Genomic DNA, 18,145 nt, shown 5'->3' with positions numbered 1-18,145 from the left:
TCGGCGAGCGCACGGCATACCCAGGGTCCCCGACGACCCACCTGCATTGATTTTTTGACTTTCAGCTAGAGCAACGAGAGAAGGAACCACGTGCTCGACGTCAACTTCTTCGACGAACTGCGCATTGGCCTCGCCACTGCCGACTCCATCCGTGAGTGGAGCCATGGCGAGGTGAAGAAGCCTGAGACCATCAACTACCGCACCCTCAAGCCCGAGAAGGACGGACTTTTCTGCGAGAAGATCTTCGGCCCGACCCGGGACTGGGAGTGCGCGTGTGGCAAGTACAAGCGCGTCCGCTTCAAGGGCATCATCTGTGAGCGCTGCGGCGTCGAGGTGACCCGTGCGGCCGTGCGTCGTGAGCGGATGGGCCACATCGAGCTCGCCGCCCCCGTCACCCACATCTGGTACTTCAAGGGCGTCCCGTCGCGCCTGGGCTACCTGCTCGACCTCGCCCCGAAGGACCTCGAGAAGGTCATCTACTTCGCCGCCTACATGATCACGAGCGTCGACGAGGACCAGCGTCACACCGACCTGCCCTCGCTCGAGGCTCAGATCGAGGTCGAGAAGAAGGAGCTCGAGAACCGTCGCGACGCCGACGTCGAGACCCGCGCCAAGAAGCTCGAGGCGGACATCGCCGCCCTCGAGGCCGAGGGTGCCAAGTCCGACGCCAAGCGCAAGGTCCGCGACTCCGCCGAGCGCGAGATGAACCAGATCCGCAAGCGCGCCGACGCCCAGGTCGAGCGCCTGGCGCAGGTGTGGGACCGGTTCAAGAACCTCAAGGTCCAAGACCTCGAGGGCGACGAGATCCTCTACCGCGAGATGCGTGACCGCTTCGGTCTGTACTTCGAGGGTGGCATGGGCGCCGCCGCGATCCAGAAGCGTCTGGAGTCCTTCGACCTCGACGCCGAGGCGCTGCTGCTGCGCGAGATCATCGCCACCGGCAAGGGCCAGAAGAAGACCCGTGCCCTCAAGCGGCTCAAGGTCGTCTCCGCCTTCATGACGACGACCAACAAGCCGGCCGGCATGGTCCTCGACGCCGTCCCGGTCATCCCCCCGGACCTGCGCCCGATGGTGCAGCTCGACGGTGGCCGCTTCGCGACGTCGGACCTCAACGACCTCTACCGTCGCGTCATCAACCGCAACAACCGCCTCAAGCGACTGCTCGACCTCGGCGCGCCCGAGATCATCGTCAACAACGAGAAGCGGATGCTGCAGGAGGCCGTCGACAGCCTCTTCGACAACGGTCGTCGTGGCCGCCCGGTCACGGGTCCCGGCAACCGTCCGCTCAAGTCGCTGTCCGACATGCTCAAGGGCAAGCAGGGGCGTTTCCGCCAGAACCTGCTCGGCAAGCGCGTCGACTACTCCGGCCGTTCGGTCATCGTCGTCGGCCCGCAGCTCAAGCTGCACCAGTGCGGCCTGCCCAAGCAGATGGCCCTCGAGCTGTTCAAGCCGTTCGTGATGAAGCGCCTCGTCGACCTCGACCACGCGCAGAACATCAAGTCGGCCAAGCGCATGGTCGAGCGTCACCGCTCCGTCGTGTGGGACGTCCTCGAAGAGGTCATCACCGAGCACCCGGTGCTGCTCAACCGTGCACCCACGCTGCACCGACTCGGCATCCAGGCGTTCGAGCCGCAGCTCGTCGAGGGCAAGGCCATCCAGATCCACCCGCTCGTCTGCACCGCGTTCAACGCGGACTTCGACGGTGACCAGATGGCCGTCCACGTCCCGCTCTCCGCGGAGGCGCAGGCCGAGGCCCGCATCCTCATGCTGTCGAGCAACAACATCCTCAAGCCGGCCGACGGCCGCCCCGTGACCATGCCCACCCAGGACATGATCATCGGCCTCTACCACCTCACGTCGCCCATCGAGGGCAGCCAGGGTGAGGGCCGGGTCTTCTCGACCGTCTCCGAGGCCCGGATGGCGTTCGACGCCGGCGAGATCCTGCTCGGCACCCCCGTGCGGATCCGTCTCAAGGACGTCGTCCCGACCCCCGGGGCCGTGCTGCCCGAGGGCCTCGAGCCCGACGCCGACGGCTTCGTGGCCGAGTGGCTGCCGGAGACGTCCCTCGGCAACGCGCTCTTCAACGAGACGCTGCCGGTGGACTACCCGTACGTCAACGACCAGGTCGACAAGAAGCGCCTCTCGACGATCGTCAACGACCTCGCCGAGCGCTACAGCAAGGTGCAGGTCGCGGCCTCGCTCGACGCACTCAAGGAGTACGGCTTCCACTGGGCCACCCGGTCCGGCATCACGGTCGCGATCTCCGACGTCGTCACGCCTCCTCGCAAGCTCGAGATCCTCGAGGCCTACGAGACCAAGGCCACCAAGGTCCAGACCCAGTACGAGCGCGGTCTCATCACCGACGACGAGCGTCGCCAGGAGCTCATCGAGATCTGGACGCAGGCCACCAACGAGGTCGCCAAGGAGATGGAGGCGAACATCCCGCCGACCAACACCATCTTCCGCATGGTCTCGTCGGGTGCTCGCGGAAACTGGATGCAGCTGCGCCAGATCGCCGGCATGCGAGGGCTGGTGTCCAACCCGAAGGGCGACATCATCCCGCGACCGATCCGCGCGAACTTCCGCGAGGGCCTGTCCGTGCTCGAGTTCTTCATCTCCACGCACGGCTCGCGCAAGGGCCTGGCGGACACCGCACTGCGGACCGCCGACTCGGGCTACCTCACGCGTCGTCTCGTGGACGTGTCGCAGGACGTCATCGTCCGCGAGGACGACTGCGGCACCGACCGCGGCCTGCCGATGCCGATCGCGGCCGTCGACGAGCGCACGGGCAACCGGACGGTCCACGAGGACGTCGAGACCTCGGTCTACGCCCGCACGCTCGCGGACGACGTCGTCAAGGACGGCGAGACGCTGGCCGAGGCCGGCATCGACCTCGGTGACCTCGTCATCGGTGCGCTGTTCGCGGCCGGGATCGACAACGTCAAGGTCCGCTCCGTGCTCACCTGCGACAGCAAGGTCGGCACGTGTGCGGCCTGCTACGGCCGCTCGCTCGCCACGGGCAAGCTCGTCGACATCGGCGAGGCCGTCGGCATCATCGCGGCCCAGTCGATCGGTGAGCCGGGTACCCAGCTGACGATGCGCACCTTCCACACCGGTGGTGTGGCCGGTGACGACATCACGCAGGGGCTGCCCCGTGTCGTCGAGCTCTTCGAGGCGCGCACCCCCAAGGGTGTCGCCCCGATCGCCGAGGCCAGCGGACGGATCACCATCGAGGAGACCGACAAGGCGCGTCGCATCCTGCTCACGCCGGACGACGGCTCCGAGGAGCACGCCTACCCGGTGATCAAGCGGGCCCGCCTGCTCGTCACCGACGGCCAGAGCGTCGAGGTCGGGCACCAGCTCACGGTCGGCTCCATCGACCCGAAGCAGGTCCTGCGCATCCTCGGCCCGCGTGCGGTCCAGATCCACCTCGTGGACGAGGTCCAGCACGTGTACCGCCAGCAGGGCGTGTCGATCCACGACAAGCACATCGAGGTCATCGTGCGGCAGATGCTGCGCCGGATCACGATCATCGAGGCCGGCGACGCCGAGCTGCTTCCGGGCATGCTCGCCGAGCGTGGCCGCTTCGAGGACGAGAACCGTCGCGTCGTCTCCGAGGGCGGCACCCCCGCCTCCGGTCGTCCCGAGCTCATGGGCATCACCAAGGCCTCGCTCGCGACCGAGTCGTGGCTGTCGGCGGCCTCCTTCCAGGAGACCACCCGCGTGCTCACCGAGGCCGCCATGGAGGGCAAGTCCGACTCCCTCCTCGGCCTCAAGGAGAACGTCATCCTCGGAAAGCTCATCCCTGCCGGGACCGGGCTGTCGCGCTACCGCAACATCAACGTGGAGCCGACCGAGGAGGCCAAGGCCGCGATGTACTCGATGCCGAGCTACGACGAGTTCGCCTACCCGGCGTTCGGTCCGGGTTCGGGCGAGGCCGTCCGCCTCGACGACAGCGAGCTGGGCCTCGACCGCCTCTGAGGTCTGACGCACCCGTTCGACAAGGGCGGGTATGCCGTGTGGTCACCACACGGCATACCCGCCCTTCGTCGTTCCTCCCGATCCCCGTCGCAACGTCAGCGCCAACGGTGGCTGTAACCACCGTTGGCGCTGACGTTGCCCCGTCAATGAGAGGCTGGGCGCATGCGTGACGACATGACCATCAGGCGCGAGCAGCCCCGGGACCACGCCCAGATCGCGGCGCTGCACGACGACGCGTTCGCGCGGGTCGAGGGGGCCGCCCGCTCAGTGGAGTCGAGCCTCGTCGACGAGCTGCGGGGCGACGGGGACGTCATCGACGAGCTCACCTTCGTCGCCGAGCTCGACGGCGTCGTCGTCGGGCACGTCATGTGCTCCACCGCGACGCTGGGGGAGTCGCCCTCGGTCGGTCTGGGGCCGATCGCGGTCACCCCCGAGCTCCAGCGGCAGGGGATCGGCGCGGCGCTCATGGCCTCGGTCATCGCCTCGGCCGAGCAGCGCGGCGACGCGGTCCTCGTCCTGCTCGGCGACCCCGCCTACTACGGGCACTTCGGCTTCGTGCCCGCCGGCGACCTGGGCATCGGCTGCCCGGGTCCGTGGGACCCGGCCCACTTCCAGGCGAAGACGCTGCGCGCGTGGCGCCCCGAGCAGGCGGGCCCGTTCCGGTACGCCCCCGCTTTCGAACGCCTCGACGCCTGACCCTCCCGCCCCGCGCACCCCCCTTGCGTCAGCGCGAACGGTCGCCATAGCGACCGCTGGCGCTGACGGTGCGGGGGCACGGGGACGTCGCGGGAGGTTGGGACGGCGTCGCTGTGGGGTTGGGGTGGGGCCGGGGTGGGGTCGGGGCGATTTGGTGCCCTCCCCGCATGCCGGTATCGTTGATCAGCGTGTCTGGCTAGGACCAGACGACACGAGCCGCGTGCGTCAGCGCACGGCCGCCCATCTCTCGCCGGGCACCCCATTCCACGACCGAGTCACCTCAGGGTGATGCGGGCTGGGGCGGGGAGTGCAGGGGAGAGCACCCGGAGTGACACGCCCGACCTCGGGGGTCGACGCTCCGGACACCCCAAGGAGTCGCGGCAACCGCCGCGACATCGACCAGACAGACAAAGGATCCAGGTTGCCTACCATCAACCAGCTGGTGCGCAAGGGCCGGCAGGACAAGGTCACGAAGACGACCACTCCTGCCCTCAAGGGCTCTCCGCAGCGCCGCGGTGTGTGTACCCGCGTGTACACCACCACCCCCAAGAAGCCGAACTCCGCGCTCCGCAAGGTCGCGCGCGTCAAACTCACCTCGGGCATCGAGGTCACGGCCTACATCCCCGGTGAGGGCCACAACCTCCAAGAGCACTCCATCGTGCTCGTCCGCGGTGGCCGTGTGAAGGACCTTCCCGGCGTCCGCTACAAGATCGTCCGCGGCTCGCTCGACACCCAGGGTGTCAAGGGCCGCAAGCAGGCTCGCAGCCGCTACGGCGCCAAGAAGGAGAAGAAGTAATGCCCCGTAAAGGCCCCGCGCCCAAGCGCCCGCTCCTCATCGACCCGGTCTACCAGAGCCCGCTCGTGACCCAGCTGGTCAACAAGATCCTCCTCGACGGCAAGAAGTCGATCGCCGAGACGATCGTCTACGGCGCCCTCGAGGGCGCCCGCGAGAAGACCGGCACCGACCCCGTGCTGCTCCTCAAGCGCGCGCTCGACAACATCAAGCCGACGCTCGAGGTCAAGTCCCGCCGTGTCGGTGGCGCCACCTACCAGGTGCCGATCGAGGTCAAGCCCAACCGGGCCGTGACCCTGTCGCTGCGCTGGCTGGTCGGCTATTCGCGTCAGCGTCGTGAGAAGACGATGACCGAGCGCCTCATGAACGAGATCCTCGACGCCTCCAACGGCCTCGGCGCCGCAGTCAAGCGCCGCGAGGACACCCACAAGATGGCCGAGTCGAACCGGGCCTTCGCGCACTACCGCTGGTGACAGCGACCGGTATGCCGGCCCACGCAGAGCGCGGGACCCGCGTCCACCGCGTGGGCCGGCATACCGGGACCGCAGTTCCGTTGGAACTGCCCCCCGTACGACACAGCACGCAGAACTTCAGCTACCAGGAATGAGATGAACGAGTGGCACTCGACGTCCTGACGGACCTGACCATGGTCCGCAACATCGGCATCATGGCCCACATCGATGCCGGCAAGACGACGGTGACGGAGCGCATCCTCTTCTACACCGGCGTCAACCACAAGATCGGTGAGACGCACGACGGCGCCTCCACGACCGACTGGATGGAGCAGGAGAAGGAGCGCGGCATCACGATCACGTCCGCCGCCGTGACCTCCTTCTGGGGCGACAACCAGGTCAACATCATCGACACCCCCGGTCACGTCGACTTCACCGTCGAGGTCGAGCGCTCGCTGCGCGTCCTCGACGGCGCCGTCGCCGTCTTCGACGGCAAGGAGGGCGTCGAGCCCCAGTCCGAGACTGTGTGGCGCCAGGCCGACAAGTACGACGTCCCGCGCATCTGCTTCGTCAACAAGATGGACAAGCTCGGCGCGGACTTCTACTTCACCGTCGCCACCATCAAGGACCGCCTCGGTGCGGAGCCGCTCGTCATCCAGCTCCCGATCGGTGCCGAGAACGACTTCCTCGGCGTCATCGACCTGGTCGAGATGCGCGCTCTGGTGTGGCCCGGTGACTCCAAGGGTGACGTCACCATGGGCGCCAAGTACGAGGTCCAGCCGATCCCCGCGGACCTCCAGGCCAAGGCCGACGAGTACCGCCACCACCTCATCGAGCGCGTCGCCGAGTCCGACGACGCCCTGATGGAGAAGTACCTCGGTGGCGAGGACCTCACGGTGGCCGAGATCAAGGCTGGCATCCGCACCTTGACCGTCCGTTCCGAGCTCTACCCGATCCTCTGTGGCTCGGCGTTCAAGAACCGCGGCGTCCAGCCGATGCTCGACGCGGTCGTCGACTACCTCCCGTCGCCGATCGACGTGCCCCCCATGGTCGGCCACAAGCCGAACCACGAGGAGGTCGAGCTGACCCGCAAGCCGGACACCACCGAGCCGTTCTCGGCGCTGGCCTTCAAGGTCGCCACGCACCCGTTCTTCGGCACGCTCACCTTCATCCGGGTCTACTCGGGGCACATCTCCGCAGGCACCGCGGTCGTCAACACGACCAAGGGGAAGAAGGAGCGCATCGGCAAGCTCTTCCAGATGCACGCCAACAAGGAGAACCCGGTCGACGAGGCTCTCGCGGGCCACATCTACGCCGCGATCGGCCTCAAGGACACCACGACCGGTGACACCCTGAGCGACCCCGACCAGCAGATCGTGCTCGAGTCGATGTCGTTCCCGGACCCGGTCATCCAGGTGGCCATCGAGCCCAAGACCAAGGGTGACCAGGAGAAGCTCTCCACGGCCATCCAGAAGCTCTCCGCCGAGGACCCGACCTTCCAGGTCCACCTCGACGAGGACACGGGCCAGACGATCATCGCCGGCATGGGCGAGCTCCACCTCGACATCCTCGTCGACCGCATGAAGCGCGAGTTCAAGGTCGAGGCCAACGTCGGCAAGCCGCAGGTCGCCTACCGCGAGACCATCCGTCGCACGGTCGAGAAGCACGACTACACCCACAAGAAGCAGACGGGTGGGTCGGGCCAGTTCGCCAAGATCCAGATCCGTCTCGAGCCGCTCGACACCACCGAGTCCGGCGAGCTGTACGAGTTCGAGAACAAGGTCACCGGTGGCCGCATCCCGCGCGAGTACATCCCGTCGGTCGACGCGGGCATCCAGGACGCCATGCAGTACGGCGTGCTCGCGGGTTACCCGCTCGTCGGCATCAAGGCCTCGCTGCTCGACGGCTCCTACCACGACGTCGACTCCTCGGAGATGGCGTTCAAGATCGCCGGCTCGATGGCGCTCAAGGAGGCCGTCCGCAAGGCCGACCCCGTGATCCTCGAGCCGATGATGGCCGTCGAGGTGAGGACTCCCGAGCTCTACATGGGTGACGTCATCGGCGACATCAACTCGCGCCGTGGCCACATCCAGGCCATGGAGGACATCAGCGGCGCCAAGGTCGTCAAGGGCCTCGTCCCGCTGTCCGAGATGTTCGGCTACGTCGGCGACCTCCGGTCCAAGACGCAGGGCCGGGCCAACTACTCGATGGAGTTCGACTCCTACGCCGAGGTTCCCAAGTCCGTGGCCGAGGAGATCATCGCCAAGACCCGGGGCGAGTGACCGCTAGACTGGTCGCTGGTCCGGATCTGGGCACCCTGTCGGCACGGCACGACGTCGACAGCGTCCAGAGCAACCACATCCCCAAAGCACCATCCCAGAACGACGCCACGTCCCTCACGGCCGTGTTGCGTTTCACCAAAGAAGAGTCCTGAGGAGGACAACAAGTGGCGAAGGCAAAGTTCGAGCGGACCAAGCCGCACGTCAACATCGGCACCATCGGTCACATTGACCATGGCAAGACGACGCTGACGGCTGCGATCTCGAAGGTCCTGCACGACAAGTACCCGGACCTGAACCCGCAGTTCGCGTTCGACGACATCGACAAGGCGCCCGAGGAGAAGCAGCGCGGCATCACCATCTCCATCGCGCACATCGAGTACCAGACCGAGAAGCGTCACTACGCCCACGTTGACTGCCCCGGTCACGCGGACTACGTGAAGAACATGATCACCGGTGCTGCCCAGATGGACGGTGCGATTCTCGTCGTCGCCGCCACTGACGGCCCGATGCCGCAGACCAAGGAGCACATCATCCTGGCTCGCCAGGTTGGGGTTCCCTACATCGTCGTGGCGCTCAACAAGGCCGACATGGTCGACGACGAGGAGATCCTCGAACTCGTCGAGATGGAGGTCCGCGAGCTGCTGTCGACCTACGAGTTCCCGGGCGACGACGTCCCCGTGGTCAAGGTCTCCGCGCTCAAGGCGCTCGAGGGCGACGCCGAGTGGGGCAAGACCGTCATGGAGCTCATGGACGCGGTCGACGAGTCCGTCCCGGAGCCCGAGCGTGACGTCGACAAGCCGTTCCTCATGCCCGTCGAGGACGTCTTCACGATCACCGGTCGTGGCACCGTCGTCACCGGTCGTATCGAGCGCGGCATCCTCAAGGTCAACGAGGACGTCGAGATCGTCGGCATCCACGAGGGCCCGGCCACGAAGACCACGGTCACCGGCATCGAGATGTTCCGCAAGCTCCTCGACGAGGGTCGCGCGGGAGAGAACGTCGGTCTCCTCATCCGTGGCGTCAAGCGCGAGGAGGTCGAGCGCGGGCAGGTCATCTGCAAGCCGGGCTCGATCACCCCGCACACGAACTTCGAGGCCAACGTCGTCATCCTGTCCAAGGACGAGGGCGGCCGTCACACGCCGTTCTACGACAACTACCGCCCGCAGTTCTACTTCCGCACCACGGACGTCACCGGCGTCGTCTCGCTGCCCGAGGGCACCGAGATGGTCATGCCCGGCGACAACACCGAGATGTCGGTCGAGCTCATCCAGCCGATCGCCATGGAAGAGGGCCTCAAGTTCGCCATCCGTGAGGGTGGCCGGACCGTCGGCGCCGGCCGCGTCACCAAGATCACCAAGTGATCTGACGCTGTCGCGTCGCACTGACGCCCCATCGCGAAGGGCCCCGTATGCCGTCCGGCACACGGGGCCCTTCCGCGTCGCCTCCGCGTCCCCTCCGCGTCCCCACCCGTCAGCGCCCAGAGGGAGGGGAGGGACGGCCCCCGGGACTGACAGGCTCGTGACAGGTTGGCCATGGGTGCGCCCCAGATCGCGGCCCGACAGTGGAGGGCAACGAGGTCAGCCATTCGGGCCGGCCCTCACGAGAGGACACCCTTGATGACGAGGATCACGAAGACCACGGCGCTGGCCGGTGTGGCCGGTGCGGCAGCGATCGTCACCCTCGGGCTCGGCGCCAACGCGGCGCTGGCCGAGACCACGCCCGCCCCGACGCCCAGCGCCTCGAGCGCCACCCCCGACTCCGATGCCACCACGGACGGCACGACGGGCGAGCGTCCTGGTGGCCACGGTGGTCCGGGTGGCAGGGGCGGCATGCGGGGCGCGGACTCCGCCGCGCTCGCCGAGGCCCTCGGACTCGACGAGGCCAAGGTCGAGGCGGCCGTCACGAAGGTGCGGGAGGCGAACCGGCCCACGGAGAAGCCCGCCGAGGGCACCCAGCCGACCGAGGCCGACCGGGAAGCGCGGCAGGCGGCATACGTCACCGCCCTGGCCAAGGAGCTCGGTGTCACCGAGGCGAAGCTGACGGCGGCCCTCGCCGACATCCGCAGCGAGCACCAGGCGGAGCACCGCACGAGGCTCGGCGAGCGGCTCGACACCGCCGTGGAGGACGGCACCCTCACCGACGCGGACAAGGCGTCCGTCCTCAAGGCGTTCGACGCAGGCGTCCTGGGCGGCGGGGGACCCCGCTGACCGACCGCCGCACCCGTGACCCTCGTGGACCCGTCCACGGGGGTCGCGGGTCTGTCGAGCGCTGCGGGACCGGCGGGCACGGCACGGACCGACGCCCGTCAGCGTGGCGGCAGCGAGGCCGACGGCGGCGGGTCGGCCGGTGGGCGCGACGCGCCACGTGCGCACCGTTGCCGCCTGCGGCAGCCCCGATTTGGTAGGTCGACACCGCCTCTGGCACACTTGTCAGGTTGCTGGGTGCAGGACGCCATCGACTCGACCACTCGAGAAGACACCGTCCCGCCAGTGCACGTGAGAACCAACCGAACCGGTGACCCCGGGGCGACACACGGCAGACCAGAGCAACCCCGGTTCACCGGAGATTCGATCCACCCGACGACACGACGCGCACCATCGCGTCTGCCGCCGGACTGCGGAACGGGCGCGACACGCCCGACCTCGGGGGTCGGACCGGTACCGGCCACAGACAGAGGCAAGACGACGGCGAGAGAGAGACGGAAGCCAAGATGGCGGGACAGAAGATCCGCATCCGCTTGAAGTCGTATGACCACGAGGTCATCGACAACTCGGCGCGGAAGATCGTCGACACGGTGACCCGTGCCGGCGCAACGGTGGTCGGCCCTGTGCCGCTGCCCACGGAGAAGAACGTCTTCGTGGTCATCCGTTCGCCGCACAAGTACAAGGACAGCCGCGAGCACTTCGAGATGCGCACCCACAAGCGCCTCATCGACATCATCGACCCGACGCCCAAGGCCGTCGACTCGCTGATGCGCCTCGACCTCCCGGCTGACGTCAACATCGAGATCAAGCTCTGAGGGTTGACCAGATGACCAACATTGCAGACAAGACCGTGAAGGGTGTGCTGGGCAGGAAGCTCGGCATGACCCAGGTGTGGGACGCCGACAACCGGCTCATCCCCGTCACCGTCATCGAGGCGGGTCCCTGCGTCGTCACGCAGGTCCGCGACGCGGGCAAGGACGGCTACGCCGCCGTGCAGATCGCGTTCGGCGCGATCGACCCGCGCAAGGTGACCAAGCCGCTCACCGGCCACTTCGAGAAGGCCGGCGTCACGCCGCGCCGCCACCTCGTCGAGCTCCGCACCGCGGACGCCGCCGAGTACTCGCTGGGCCAGGAGCTCACCGCCGAGACCTTCGAGGCCGGCCAGGCCGTCGACGTGTCCGGCACGACCAAGGGCAAGGGCTTCGCCGGTGTCATGAAGCGTCACGGCTTCCACGGCGTCTCGTCCTCCCACGGTTCCCACAAGAACCACCGCAAGCCGGGCTCGATCGGTGGCTGCGCCACCCCGGGTCGTGTCTTCAAGGGCATGCGCATGGCCGGCCGCATGGGTGGCGTGCGTCAGACCACCCAGAACCTCACCATCCACGCCGTCGACGCCGACCGCGGCCTGCTGCTCGTCAAGGGCGCCGTTCCCGGTCCCCGCGGCGCGGTCGTGCTCGTCCGCAACGCCGTGAAGGGAGCGTGACCACGATGGCCACGAACACCGTCAACGTCGAGCTGCCCGCCGAGATCTTCGACGTGCAGACCAACATCCCGCTGATCCACCAGGTCGTCGTCGCCCAACTCGCCGCCGCGCGTCAGGGCACGCACTCGACCAAGACCCGCGGCGAGGTCCGCGGTGGTGGTCGCAAGCCGCACCGCCAGAAGGGCACCGGCCGCGCCCGTGCGGGCTCGACCCGCGCGCCGCACTGGACCGGCGGTGGCGTCGTCCACGGCCCCCAGCCGCGTGACTACTCGCAGCGGACCCCCAAGAAGATGAAGGCAGCCGCCCTGCGCGGTGCCCTCTCCGACCGGGCGCGTCACGGCCGCATCCACGTCGTCACCTCGCTCGTCACCGGCAACGCGCCGTCCACCAAGGACGTCGTCGCGCTGCTCGCGGGCCTGACCGACCGCAAGAACATGCTCATCGTCCTCGACCGCAGCGACATCGTGTCGATGAAGTCGGTGCGCAACCTGGACAACGTGCACGTCATCGCCGCCGACCAGCTCAACACGTACGACGTGCTCTGCGCGGACGACGTGGTCTTCACCCAGGCCGCCTTCGACGCGTTCGTCGCCGGCCCCGCCGCTGCCGTCGCGTCCATGGAGTCGGTCGAGGTCGTCGAGACCGAGGCCGCCCCCGTCGCGAAGGCCGACAAGCCGGCGAAGGCCACCAAGCCCGCCACGCTCGTCGACACCGACACCGTCGAGGCCGACGAGACCGACGCCGACACCGGCTTCGGGCCGGACAGCCACGCCGCCCTCGAGGACGGGTCCGCTCCTGCGGGCTTCGACGTCAAGGGCAACAAGGACTCGATGAAGTACCACGTGCCCGGCTCGCGCTGGTACGACGCCACCGCCGCCGAGGTCTGGTTCCGCTCCGCGGACGCCGCCAAGGCTGCCGGCTTCGTCCCCGCCGGCGGCGAGTCCGCCCAGCAGATCTCCGAGGAGGACAAGTGAGCATCGGCAAGGACCCCCGGGACATCCTGATTTCACCGGTCGTGTCCGAGAAGTCCTACGGGCTGCTCGACGAGGGCAAGTACACGTTCATCGTGGACCCGCGCTCGAACAAGACCGAGATCAAGATCGCCGTGGAGAAGATCTTCAACGTCAAGGTCGACTCCGTCCACACGCTCAACCGCAAGGGCAAGACGCGGCGTACCCGCTTCGGCCTGGGCAAGCGCAAGGACACCAAGCGCGCGATCGTCACCCTCCGCGAGGGCACGATCGACATCTTCGGCAGCGCCGGCGCCTGAGAGACGACTGAGGGACTTAAGGGAATACGACATGGGTATCCGCAAGTACAAGCCGACGACGCCTGGCCGTCGCGGCTCAAGCGTCGCCGACTTCGTCGAGGTCACGCGCAGCACGCCTGAGAAGTCGCTCGTGCGCCCGCTCACCAAGAGCGGTGGCCGCAACAACAACGGCCGCATCACGACGCGTCACATCGGGGGTGGCCACAAGCGCGCCTACCGACTCATCGACTTCCGTCGCCACGACAAGGACGGCGTCCCGGCCAAGGTCGCTCACATCGAGTACGACCCCAACCGCACGGCGCGCATCGCGCTGCTGCACTTCGCCGACGGTGAGAAGCGCTACATCCTGGCCCCCAAGGGTCTGGAGCAGGGCGCCAACATCGAGAACGGCCCCGGCGCCGACATCAAGCCCGGCAACAGCCTGCCGCTGCGCAACATCCCGACCGGTACGGTCGTCCACGCCGTCGAGCTCCGCCCCGGTGGCGGCGCGAAGATCGCGCGTTCGGCCGGTGTCCGGGTGCAGCTCGTCGCCAAGGACGGTCCCTACGCCCAGCTGCGTATGCCGTCCGGCGAGATCCGCAACGTCGACGCGCGCTGCCGCGCGACGATCGGTGAGGTCGGCAACGCCGAGCAGTCCAACATCAACTGGGGCAAGGCCGGCCGCATGCGCTGGAAGGGCAAGCGCCCGACCGTCCGTGGTGTCGTCATGAACCCGGTCGACCACCCCCATGGTGGTGGCGAGGGCCGTACGTCCGGTGGTCGCCACCCGGTGAGCCCCTGGGGCAAGCCCGAGGGACGCACCCGTCGCCCCGGCAAGCCGAGCGACAAGATGATCGTCCGCCGACGCCGCACTGGCAAGAAGCGCTGACAAGGAGCCTTTGACACATGCCTCGTAGCTTGAAGAAGGGCCCCTTCATCGACGGCCACCTTCAGAAGAAGGTCGACGTCCAGAACGAAGCGGGCACCAAGAACGTCATCAAGACCTGGTCACGCCGTTCGGTCATCAGTCCGGACATGCTCGGCCACACCCTCGCCGTCCACGACGGCCGCAAGCACGTCCCGGTGTTCGTCACCGAGTCGATGGTCGGCCACAAGCTCGGCGAGTTCGCACCCACGCGCACCTTCCGGGGTCACGTGAAGGACGACAAGAAGGGCCGGCGCCGCTGATGGCCACCACATCCACCGAGAACCCGACCCTGGAGGCGCGGGCCCAGGCCCGCCACGTCCGGGTGACGGCGCAGAAGGCGCGCCGGGTCATCGACCTCATCCGTGGGAAGAACGCCAGCGAGGCCATCGCCACGCTGCGCTTCGCCCCGCAGTCGGCGTCCGAGCCGATCCTCAAGGTGCTCGAGAGCGCCATCGCGAACGCCCGGGTCAAGGCCGACAAGACGGCCGAGCGGTTCGACGAGCGCGAGCTCGTCATCACCTCCGCGTACGTCGACGAGGGCGCCACCATGAAGCGCTTCCGTCCCCGTGCCCAGGGCCGCGCCTCACGCATCAACAAGCGCACGAGCCACATCACCGTGGTCGTCGCGCCCCAGACCAAGCCCAGCAAGGGAGGCAACCGCTAATGGGTCAGAAGGTCAACCCGCACGGCTTCCGTCTGGGAATCACGTCCGAGCACCGCAGCCGCTGGTTCGCTGACTCCACCAAGGAGGGTCAGCGCTACCGCGACTACGTCAAGGAAGACGTCGCCATCCGCAAGCTCATGTCCGAGGGCATGGAGCGCGCGGGCATCTCCAAGGTCGAGATCGAGCGCACCCGTGACCGTGTCCGCGTGGACATCCACACGGCGCGTCCGGGCATCGTCATCGGCCGCCGTGGTGCCGAGGCCGACCGCATCCGCGGCGAGCTCGAGAAGCTCACGGGCAAGCAGGTGCAGCTGAACATCCTCGAGGTCAAGAACCCCGAGACCGATGCGCAGCTCGTCGCCCAGGGCGTCGCCGAGCAGCTCTCTGCTCGCGTCTCGTTCCGTCGCGCCATGCGCAAGAGCATGCAGTCGGCGACCCGCGCCGGTGCCAAGGGCATCCGCGTCCAGGTCTCCGGCCGTCTCGGCGGCGCCGAGATGTCCCGCACCGAGTTCTACCGCGAGGGTCGCGTGCCGCTGCACACCCTTCGTGCGCAGATCGACGTGGGCTTCTACGAGGCCAAGACCACCTTCGGCCGCATCGGCGTGAAGGTCTGGATCTACAAGGGCGACGTCACCGCACGTGAGCTCGCCGCCCAGCAGGCCACCGCGCCGCGTCAGGGCCGTGGCCCGCGTCGCGACGGTCCCGGCGCCGACCGTCCGGCCCGCGCTCGCCGCGGCGACCGGCAGGACGCCCCGCAGACCGACGCCACTCCGGCCGCCGCTGAGGCTCCGGCCGCAGCGGAGACCACTGAGGGAGGGGCCAGCTGATGCTGATTCCCCGTCGCGTCAAGCACCGCAAGCAGCACCACCCGGGTCGCTCGGGCGCTGCCAAGGGTGGGACGACCATCGCCTTCGGTGACTACGGTCTCCAGGCTCTCGAGCCGGCCTACGTCACCAACCGCCAGATCGAGTCCGCGCGTATCGCCATGACGCGCTACATGAAGCGTGGCGGCAAGGTGTGGATCAACATCTACCCCGACCGCCCGCTCACCAAGAAGCCGGCTGAGACCCGCATGGGTTCCGGTAAGGGTTCACCCGAGTGGTGGATCGCCAACGTCAAGCCGGGACGCATCATGTTCGAGATCTCCGGTGTGTCCGAAGAGGTCGCGCGCGAAGCCATGCGCCTGGCCATGCACAAGCTGCCGATGAAGTGCCGCTTCGTCCAGCGTGAGGGTGGTGACTTCTGATGGCTCTCGGTTCCAAGGACCTGATCTCCAACGAGCTGCGTGGCTTCGACGACGACCGTCTCGTCGACGAGCTGCGCAAGGCCAAGGAGGAGCTGTTCAACCTGCGGTTCCAGTCCGCCACCGGCCAGCTCGACAACCACGGCCGTCTGCGTGCGGTCCGCAAGGACATCGCGCGGATCTACACCGAGATGCGTGAGCGCGAGCTCGGAATTGGTACCAGCATCGGTTCTCCTGCGACGGAGTCGACCAAGTCGGAGGACACCAAGTGAGTGAGAACGTGAAGGACGACACCGTGCAGAGCGAGACCGTGAACGCGCGGAACGACCGCAAGACCCGCCAGGGCTACGTCGTCAGCGACAAGATGGACAAGACCGTCGTCGTCGAGGTCGAGGACCGCGTCAAGCACGCGCTCTACGGCAAGGTGCTGCGTCGTTCCAGCAAGGTCAAGGCCCACGACGAGGACAACACCGCCGGCATCGGCGACCGCGTCCTCATCATGGAGACCCGACCGCTCTCGGCCACCAAGCGCTGGCGCCTGGTCGAGATCCTCGAAAAGGCGAAGTAAGCCACTGCAAGCCCCAGGTTCGGCCAGGCTCCGCCGCGAGGCGGAGAACCAGCACGACGTATAGGAGACAGATAAGTGATCCAGCAGGAGTCGCGAGTGCGCGTCGCCGACAACACGGGTGCCAAGGAGATCTTGTGCATCCGGGTTCTCGGGGGCTCGGGTCGCCGGTATGCCGGTATTGGCGACACGATCGTCGCCACGGTGAAGGACGCCATCCCCGGTGGCAACGTGAAGAAGGGTGACGTCGTCAAGGCGGTCATCGTCCGCACCAAGAAGGAGCGCCGTCGTTCCGACGGTTCCTACATCAAGTTCGATGAGAACGCCGCAGTGATCCTCAAGACCGACGGTGACCCCCGTGGTACCCGCATCTTCGGCCCGGTGGGCCGTGAGCTTCGCGACAAGAAGTTCATGAAGATCATCTCGCTGGCGCCGGAGGTCCTGTGACCATGGCCGCGCGAATGAAGATCAAGAAGGGTGACACCGTCCAGGTGCTCACCGGCAAGGACAAGGGTTCAACCGGCAAGGTCATCGCGGTCTACCGCGAGACCGAGCGTGTCCTCGTCGAGGGCGTCAACCGCGTCACCCGCCACACCAAGGCCGGCCAGACCGCCCGTGGCAGCCAGACCGGTGGCCTGGTCGTGCAGGAGGCGGCGATCCACGTGAGCAACGTGCAGGTCGTCGACCCCTCCGACAAGAAGCCGACCCGTATCAAGACCCGCGTCGAGACCACTCAGCGAGACGGACGTCAGAAGACCGTCCGGACTCGTGTGAGCGTGCGCTCGGGCAAGGACCTGTGAGCACCATGAGCACCCAGACCGAGAACACCACGGGCAGCCAGCCCCGTCTCAAGGCGCGCTACGCCGACGAGATCAAGGGCTCGCTCCAGGAGAAGTTCGGCTACGGCAACGTCATGCAGATCCCCGGCGTCGTCAAGGTCGTCGTCAACATGGGTGTCGGCGACGCGGCCAAGGACAGCAAGCTCATCGACGGCGCGGTGCGCGACCTCACGGCGATCACCGGCCAGAAGCCGATCGTCACCAAGGCTCGCAAGTCCATCGCCCAGTTCAAGCTGCGTGAGGGCATGCCGATCGGCACGCACACCACGCTGCGTGGGGACCGCATGTGGGAGTTCCTCGACCGCCTCATCTCGGTCGCGCTTCCCCGCATCCGTGACTTCCGCGGCATGAGCCCCAAGCAGTTCGACGGCCGCGGCAACTACACCTTCGGTCTCACGGAGCAGTCGATGTTCCACGAGATCGACCAGGACAAGATCGACCGCGTCCGGGGCATGGACATCACCATCGTCACCACCGCGACGAACGACGACGAGGGACGCGCGCTGCTCAAGGCGCTCGGCTTCCCGTTCAAGGAGAACTGACATGGCCAAGACCGCTCTGGTCAACAAGGCGAACAAGAAGCCGAAGTTCAAGGTTCGCGGCTACACCCGCTGCCAGCGCTGCGGTCGTCCCCACGCCGTCTACCGCAAGTTCGGCCTGTGCCGGATCTGCTTCCGGGAGATGGCCCACCGCGGCGAGCTCCCCGGGATCACGAAGTCCTCTTGGTGACCACGGCTGACGCAGCCTTCCCGGTCGAGGCACTGCC

The 18,145-nt window shown here is 67.6% G+C and carries 22 protein-coding genes; all 22 read left to right on the top strand.

Annotation, left to right across the window (positions count from 1 at the left end; genetic code table 11):
* Positions 1 to 90 precede the first annotated feature (90 nt).
* The 22 genes from AC3EU2_RS03900 to AC3EU2_RS03795 all read left to right on the top strand — a co-directional run bounded on the left by AC3EU2_RS03900 (position 91) and on the right by AC3EU2_RS03795 (position 18,108).
* Entirely contained in the window at positions 91 to 3,981 is a 3,891-nt protein-coding gene (locus AC3EU2_RS03900; RefSeq protein WP_488178423.1) for a DNA-directed RNA polymerase subunit beta', read from the top strand.
* Positions 3,982 to 4,143: 162 nt separating this feature from the next.
* Positions 4,144 to 4,677, top strand: coding sequence for a GNAT family N-acetyltransferase (locus tag AC3EU2_RS03895; protein WP_488178422.1), 534 nt, complete (start codon positions 4,144 to 4,146; stop codon positions 4,675 to 4,677).
* 421 nt (positions 4,678 to 5,098) lie between these two features.
* On the top strand, positions 5,099 to 5,473 hold the full coding sequence (rpsL, locus tag AC3EU2_RS03890; RefSeq protein WP_035931747.1) for a 30S ribosomal protein S12: 375 nt from the start codon (positions 5,099 to 5,101) through the stop codon (positions 5,471 to 5,473).
* Positions 5,473 to 5,943 (top strand): 30S ribosomal protein S7, encoded by a 471-nt coding sequence (gene rpsG, locus AC3EU2_RS03885; protein WP_009775971.1) that lies wholly within the window; start codon positions 5,473 to 5,475, stop codon positions 5,941 to 5,943. Before rpsL ends, rpsG begins: the two co-directional genes overlap by 1 nt.
* Positions 5,944 to 6,086: 143 nt before the next feature.
* Complete coding sequence (fusA, locus tag AC3EU2_RS03880) at positions 6,087 to 8,204, top strand: elongation factor G (protein WP_488178421.1); 2,118 nt, start codon at positions 6,087 to 6,089, stop codon at positions 8,202 to 8,204.
* Positions 8,205 to 8,368: 164 nt separating this feature from the next.
* Positions 8,369 to 9,565 (top strand): elongation factor Tu, encoded by a 1,197-nt coding sequence (tuf, locus tag AC3EU2_RS03875; RefSeq protein WP_488178420.1) that lies wholly within the window; start codon positions 8,369 to 8,371, stop codon positions 9,563 to 9,565.
* Positions 9,566 to 9,820: 255 nt separating this feature from the next.
* Entirely contained in the window at positions 9,821 to 10,411 is a 591-nt protein-coding gene (locus AC3EU2_RS03870) for a hypothetical protein (RefSeq protein ID WP_488178419.1), read from the top strand.
* 503 nt (positions 10,412 to 10,914) lie between these two features.
* Positions 10,915 to 11,223, top strand: a complete 309-nt coding sequence (gene rpsJ, locus AC3EU2_RS03865) for a 30S ribosomal protein S10 (protein ID WP_009775966.1) — start codon at positions 10,915 to 10,917, stop codon at positions 11,221 to 11,223.
* A gap of 11 nt (positions 11,224 to 11,234) precedes the next feature.
* Positions 11,235 to 11,891, top strand: coding sequence for a 50S ribosomal protein L3 (gene rplC, locus AC3EU2_RS03860; protein ID WP_488178418.1), 657 nt, complete (start codon positions 11,235 to 11,237; stop codon positions 11,889 to 11,891).
* A gap of 5 nt (positions 11,892 to 11,896) precedes the next feature.
* Complete coding sequence (gene rplD, locus AC3EU2_RS03855) at positions 11,897 to 12,865, top strand: 50S ribosomal protein L4, sunset domain variant (protein WP_488178417.1); 969 nt, start codon at positions 11,897 to 11,899, stop codon at positions 12,863 to 12,865.
* Complete coding sequence (gene rplW / locus AC3EU2_RS03850; protein ID WP_035931761.1) at positions 12,862 to 13,161, top strand: 50S ribosomal protein L23; 300 nt, start codon at positions 12,862 to 12,864, stop codon at positions 13,159 to 13,161. The genes rplD and rplW overlap by 4 nt, the downstream gene beginning before the upstream one ends.
* Positions 13,162 to 13,192: 31 nt before the next feature.
* Positions 13,193 to 14,029, top strand: coding sequence for a 50S ribosomal protein L2 (rplB, locus tag AC3EU2_RS03845; protein ID WP_035931763.1), 837 nt, complete (start codon positions 13,193 to 13,195; stop codon positions 14,027 to 14,029).
* Between the two features lie 17 nt (positions 14,030 to 14,046).
* Positions 14,047 to 14,328: a 30S ribosomal protein S19 gene (gene rpsS / locus AC3EU2_RS03840; protein WP_035931765.1), complete on the top strand. Its 282-nt coding sequence runs from the start codon at positions 14,047 to 14,049 to the stop codon at positions 14,326 to 14,328.
* A 29-nt stretch (positions 14,329 to 14,357) separates the two neighbouring features.
* A complete protein-coding gene (rplV, locus tag AC3EU2_RS03835) occupies positions 14,358 to 14,732 on the top strand; it encodes a 50S ribosomal protein L22 (protein ID WP_084108000.1) in 375 nt (124 codons plus the stop codon).
* The gene (gene rpsC, locus AC3EU2_RS03830; protein ID WP_488178416.1) at positions 14,732 to 15,559 is read left to right on the top strand and encodes a 30S ribosomal protein S3; all 828 of its coding nucleotides are present in this window, start codon (positions 14,732 to 14,734) and stop codon (positions 15,557 to 15,559) included. The genes rplV and rpsC overlap by 1 nt, the downstream gene beginning before the upstream one ends.
* Positions 15,559 to 15,978, top strand: a complete 420-nt coding sequence (gene rplP, locus AC3EU2_RS03825; RefSeq protein WP_009775958.1) for a 50S ribosomal protein L16 — start codon at positions 15,559 to 15,561, stop codon at positions 15,976 to 15,978. Before rpsC ends, rplP begins: the two co-directional genes overlap by 1 nt.
* Positions 15,978 to 16,247 carry a 50S ribosomal protein L29 gene (rpmC, locus tag AC3EU2_RS03820; protein ID WP_488178415.1) on the top strand — a complete coding sequence of 90 codons (270 nt, stop codon included), beginning with the start codon at positions 15,978 to 15,980 and terminating at the stop codon, positions 16,245 to 16,247. The genes rplP and rpmC overlap by 1 nt, the downstream gene beginning before the upstream one ends.
* A complete protein-coding gene (rpsQ, locus tag AC3EU2_RS03815; protein ID WP_488178414.1) occupies positions 16,244 to 16,543 on the top strand; it encodes a 30S ribosomal protein S17 in 300 nt (99 codons plus the stop codon). Before rpmC ends, rpsQ begins: the two co-directional genes overlap by 4 nt.
* Positions 16,544 to 16,618: 75 nt before the next feature.
* A complete protein-coding gene (rplN, locus tag AC3EU2_RS03810) occupies positions 16,619 to 16,987 on the top strand; it encodes a 50S ribosomal protein L14 (RefSeq protein ID WP_035931773.1) in 369 nt (122 codons plus the stop codon).
* A 2-nt stretch (positions 16,988 to 16,989) separates the two neighbouring features.
* Positions 16,990 to 17,340 (top strand): 50S ribosomal protein L24, encoded by a 351-nt coding sequence (gene rplX / locus AC3EU2_RS03805; protein ID WP_488178413.1) that lies wholly within the window; start codon positions 16,990 to 16,992, stop codon positions 17,338 to 17,340.
* A 5-nt stretch (positions 17,341 to 17,345) separates the two neighbouring features.
* Positions 17,346 to 17,921 carry a 50S ribosomal protein L5 gene (gene rplE, locus AC3EU2_RS03800; protein WP_035931991.1) on the top strand — a complete coding sequence of 192 codons (576 nt, stop codon included), beginning with the start codon at positions 17,346 to 17,348 and terminating at the stop codon, positions 17,919 to 17,921.
* A gap of 1 nt (position 17,922) precedes the next feature.
* The gene (locus AC3EU2_RS03795) at positions 17,923 to 18,108 is read left to right on the top strand and encodes a type Z 30S ribosomal protein S14 (protein WP_009775952.1); all 186 of its coding nucleotides are present in this window, start codon (positions 17,923 to 17,925) and stop codon (positions 18,106 to 18,108) included.
* Positions 18,109 to 18,145: the final 37 nt, after the last annotated feature.

The sequence above is a fragment of the Knoellia sp. B-D-2 genome (genome assembly GCF_057714695.1).
The sequence above is the reverse complement of the archived record's forward strand: the minus strand, read 5'-3'. Positions and strand labels throughout refer to the sequence as shown.

Coding starts and splice junctions, on each gene's coding strand:
- rplE (WP_035931991.1), top strand. CDS start 17,346: ATGAGCACCCAGACCGAGAACACCACGGGCAGCCAGCCCCGTCTCAAG.
- rplD (WP_488178417.1), top strand. CDS start 11,897: ATGGCCACGAACACCGTCAACGTCGAGCTGCCCGCCGAGATCTTCGAC.
- rpsJ (WP_009775966.1), top strand. CDS start 10,915: ATGGCGGGACAGAAGATCCGCATCCGCTTGAAGTCGTATGACCACGAG.
- AC3EU2_RS03895 (WP_488178422.1), top strand. CDS start 4,144: ATGCGTGACGACATGACCATCAGGCGCGAGCAGCCCCGGGACCACGCC.
- rpsS (WP_035931765.1), top strand. CDS start 14,047: ATGCCTCGTAGCTTGAAGAAGGGCCCCTTCATCGACGGCCACCTTCAG.
- rpsG (WP_009775971.1), top strand. CDS start 5,473: ATGCCCCGTAAAGGCCCCGCGCCCAAGCGCCCGCTCCTCATCGACCCG.
- rplB (WP_035931763.1), top strand. CDS start 13,193: ATGGGTATCCGCAAGTACAAGCCGACGACGCCTGGCCGTCGCGGCTCA.
- rplP (WP_009775958.1), top strand. CDS start 15,559: ATGCTGATTCCCCGTCGCGTCAAGCACCGCAAGCAGCACCACCCGGGT.
- rpmC (WP_488178415.1), top strand. CDS start 15,978: ATGGCTCTCGGTTCCAAGGACCTGATCTCCAACGAGCTGCGTGGCTTC.
- rplX (WP_488178413.1), top strand. CDS start 16,990: ATGGCCGCGCGAATGAAGATCAAGAAGGGTGACACCGTCCAGGTGCTC.
- AC3EU2_RS03870 (WP_488178419.1), top strand. CDS start 9,821: ATGACGAGGATCACGAAGACCACGGCGCTGGCCGGTGTGGCCGGTGCG.
- rplC (WP_488178418.1), top strand. CDS start 11,235: ATGACCAACATTGCAGACAAGACCGTGAAGGGTGTGCTGGGCAGGAAG.
- AC3EU2_RS03795 (WP_009775952.1), top strand. CDS start 17,923: ATGGCCAAGACCGCTCTGGTCAACAAGGCGAACAAGAAGCCGAAGTTC.
- rpsC (WP_488178416.1), top strand. CDS start 14,732: ATGGGTCAGAAGGTCAACCCGCACGGCTTCCGTCTGGGAATCACGTCC.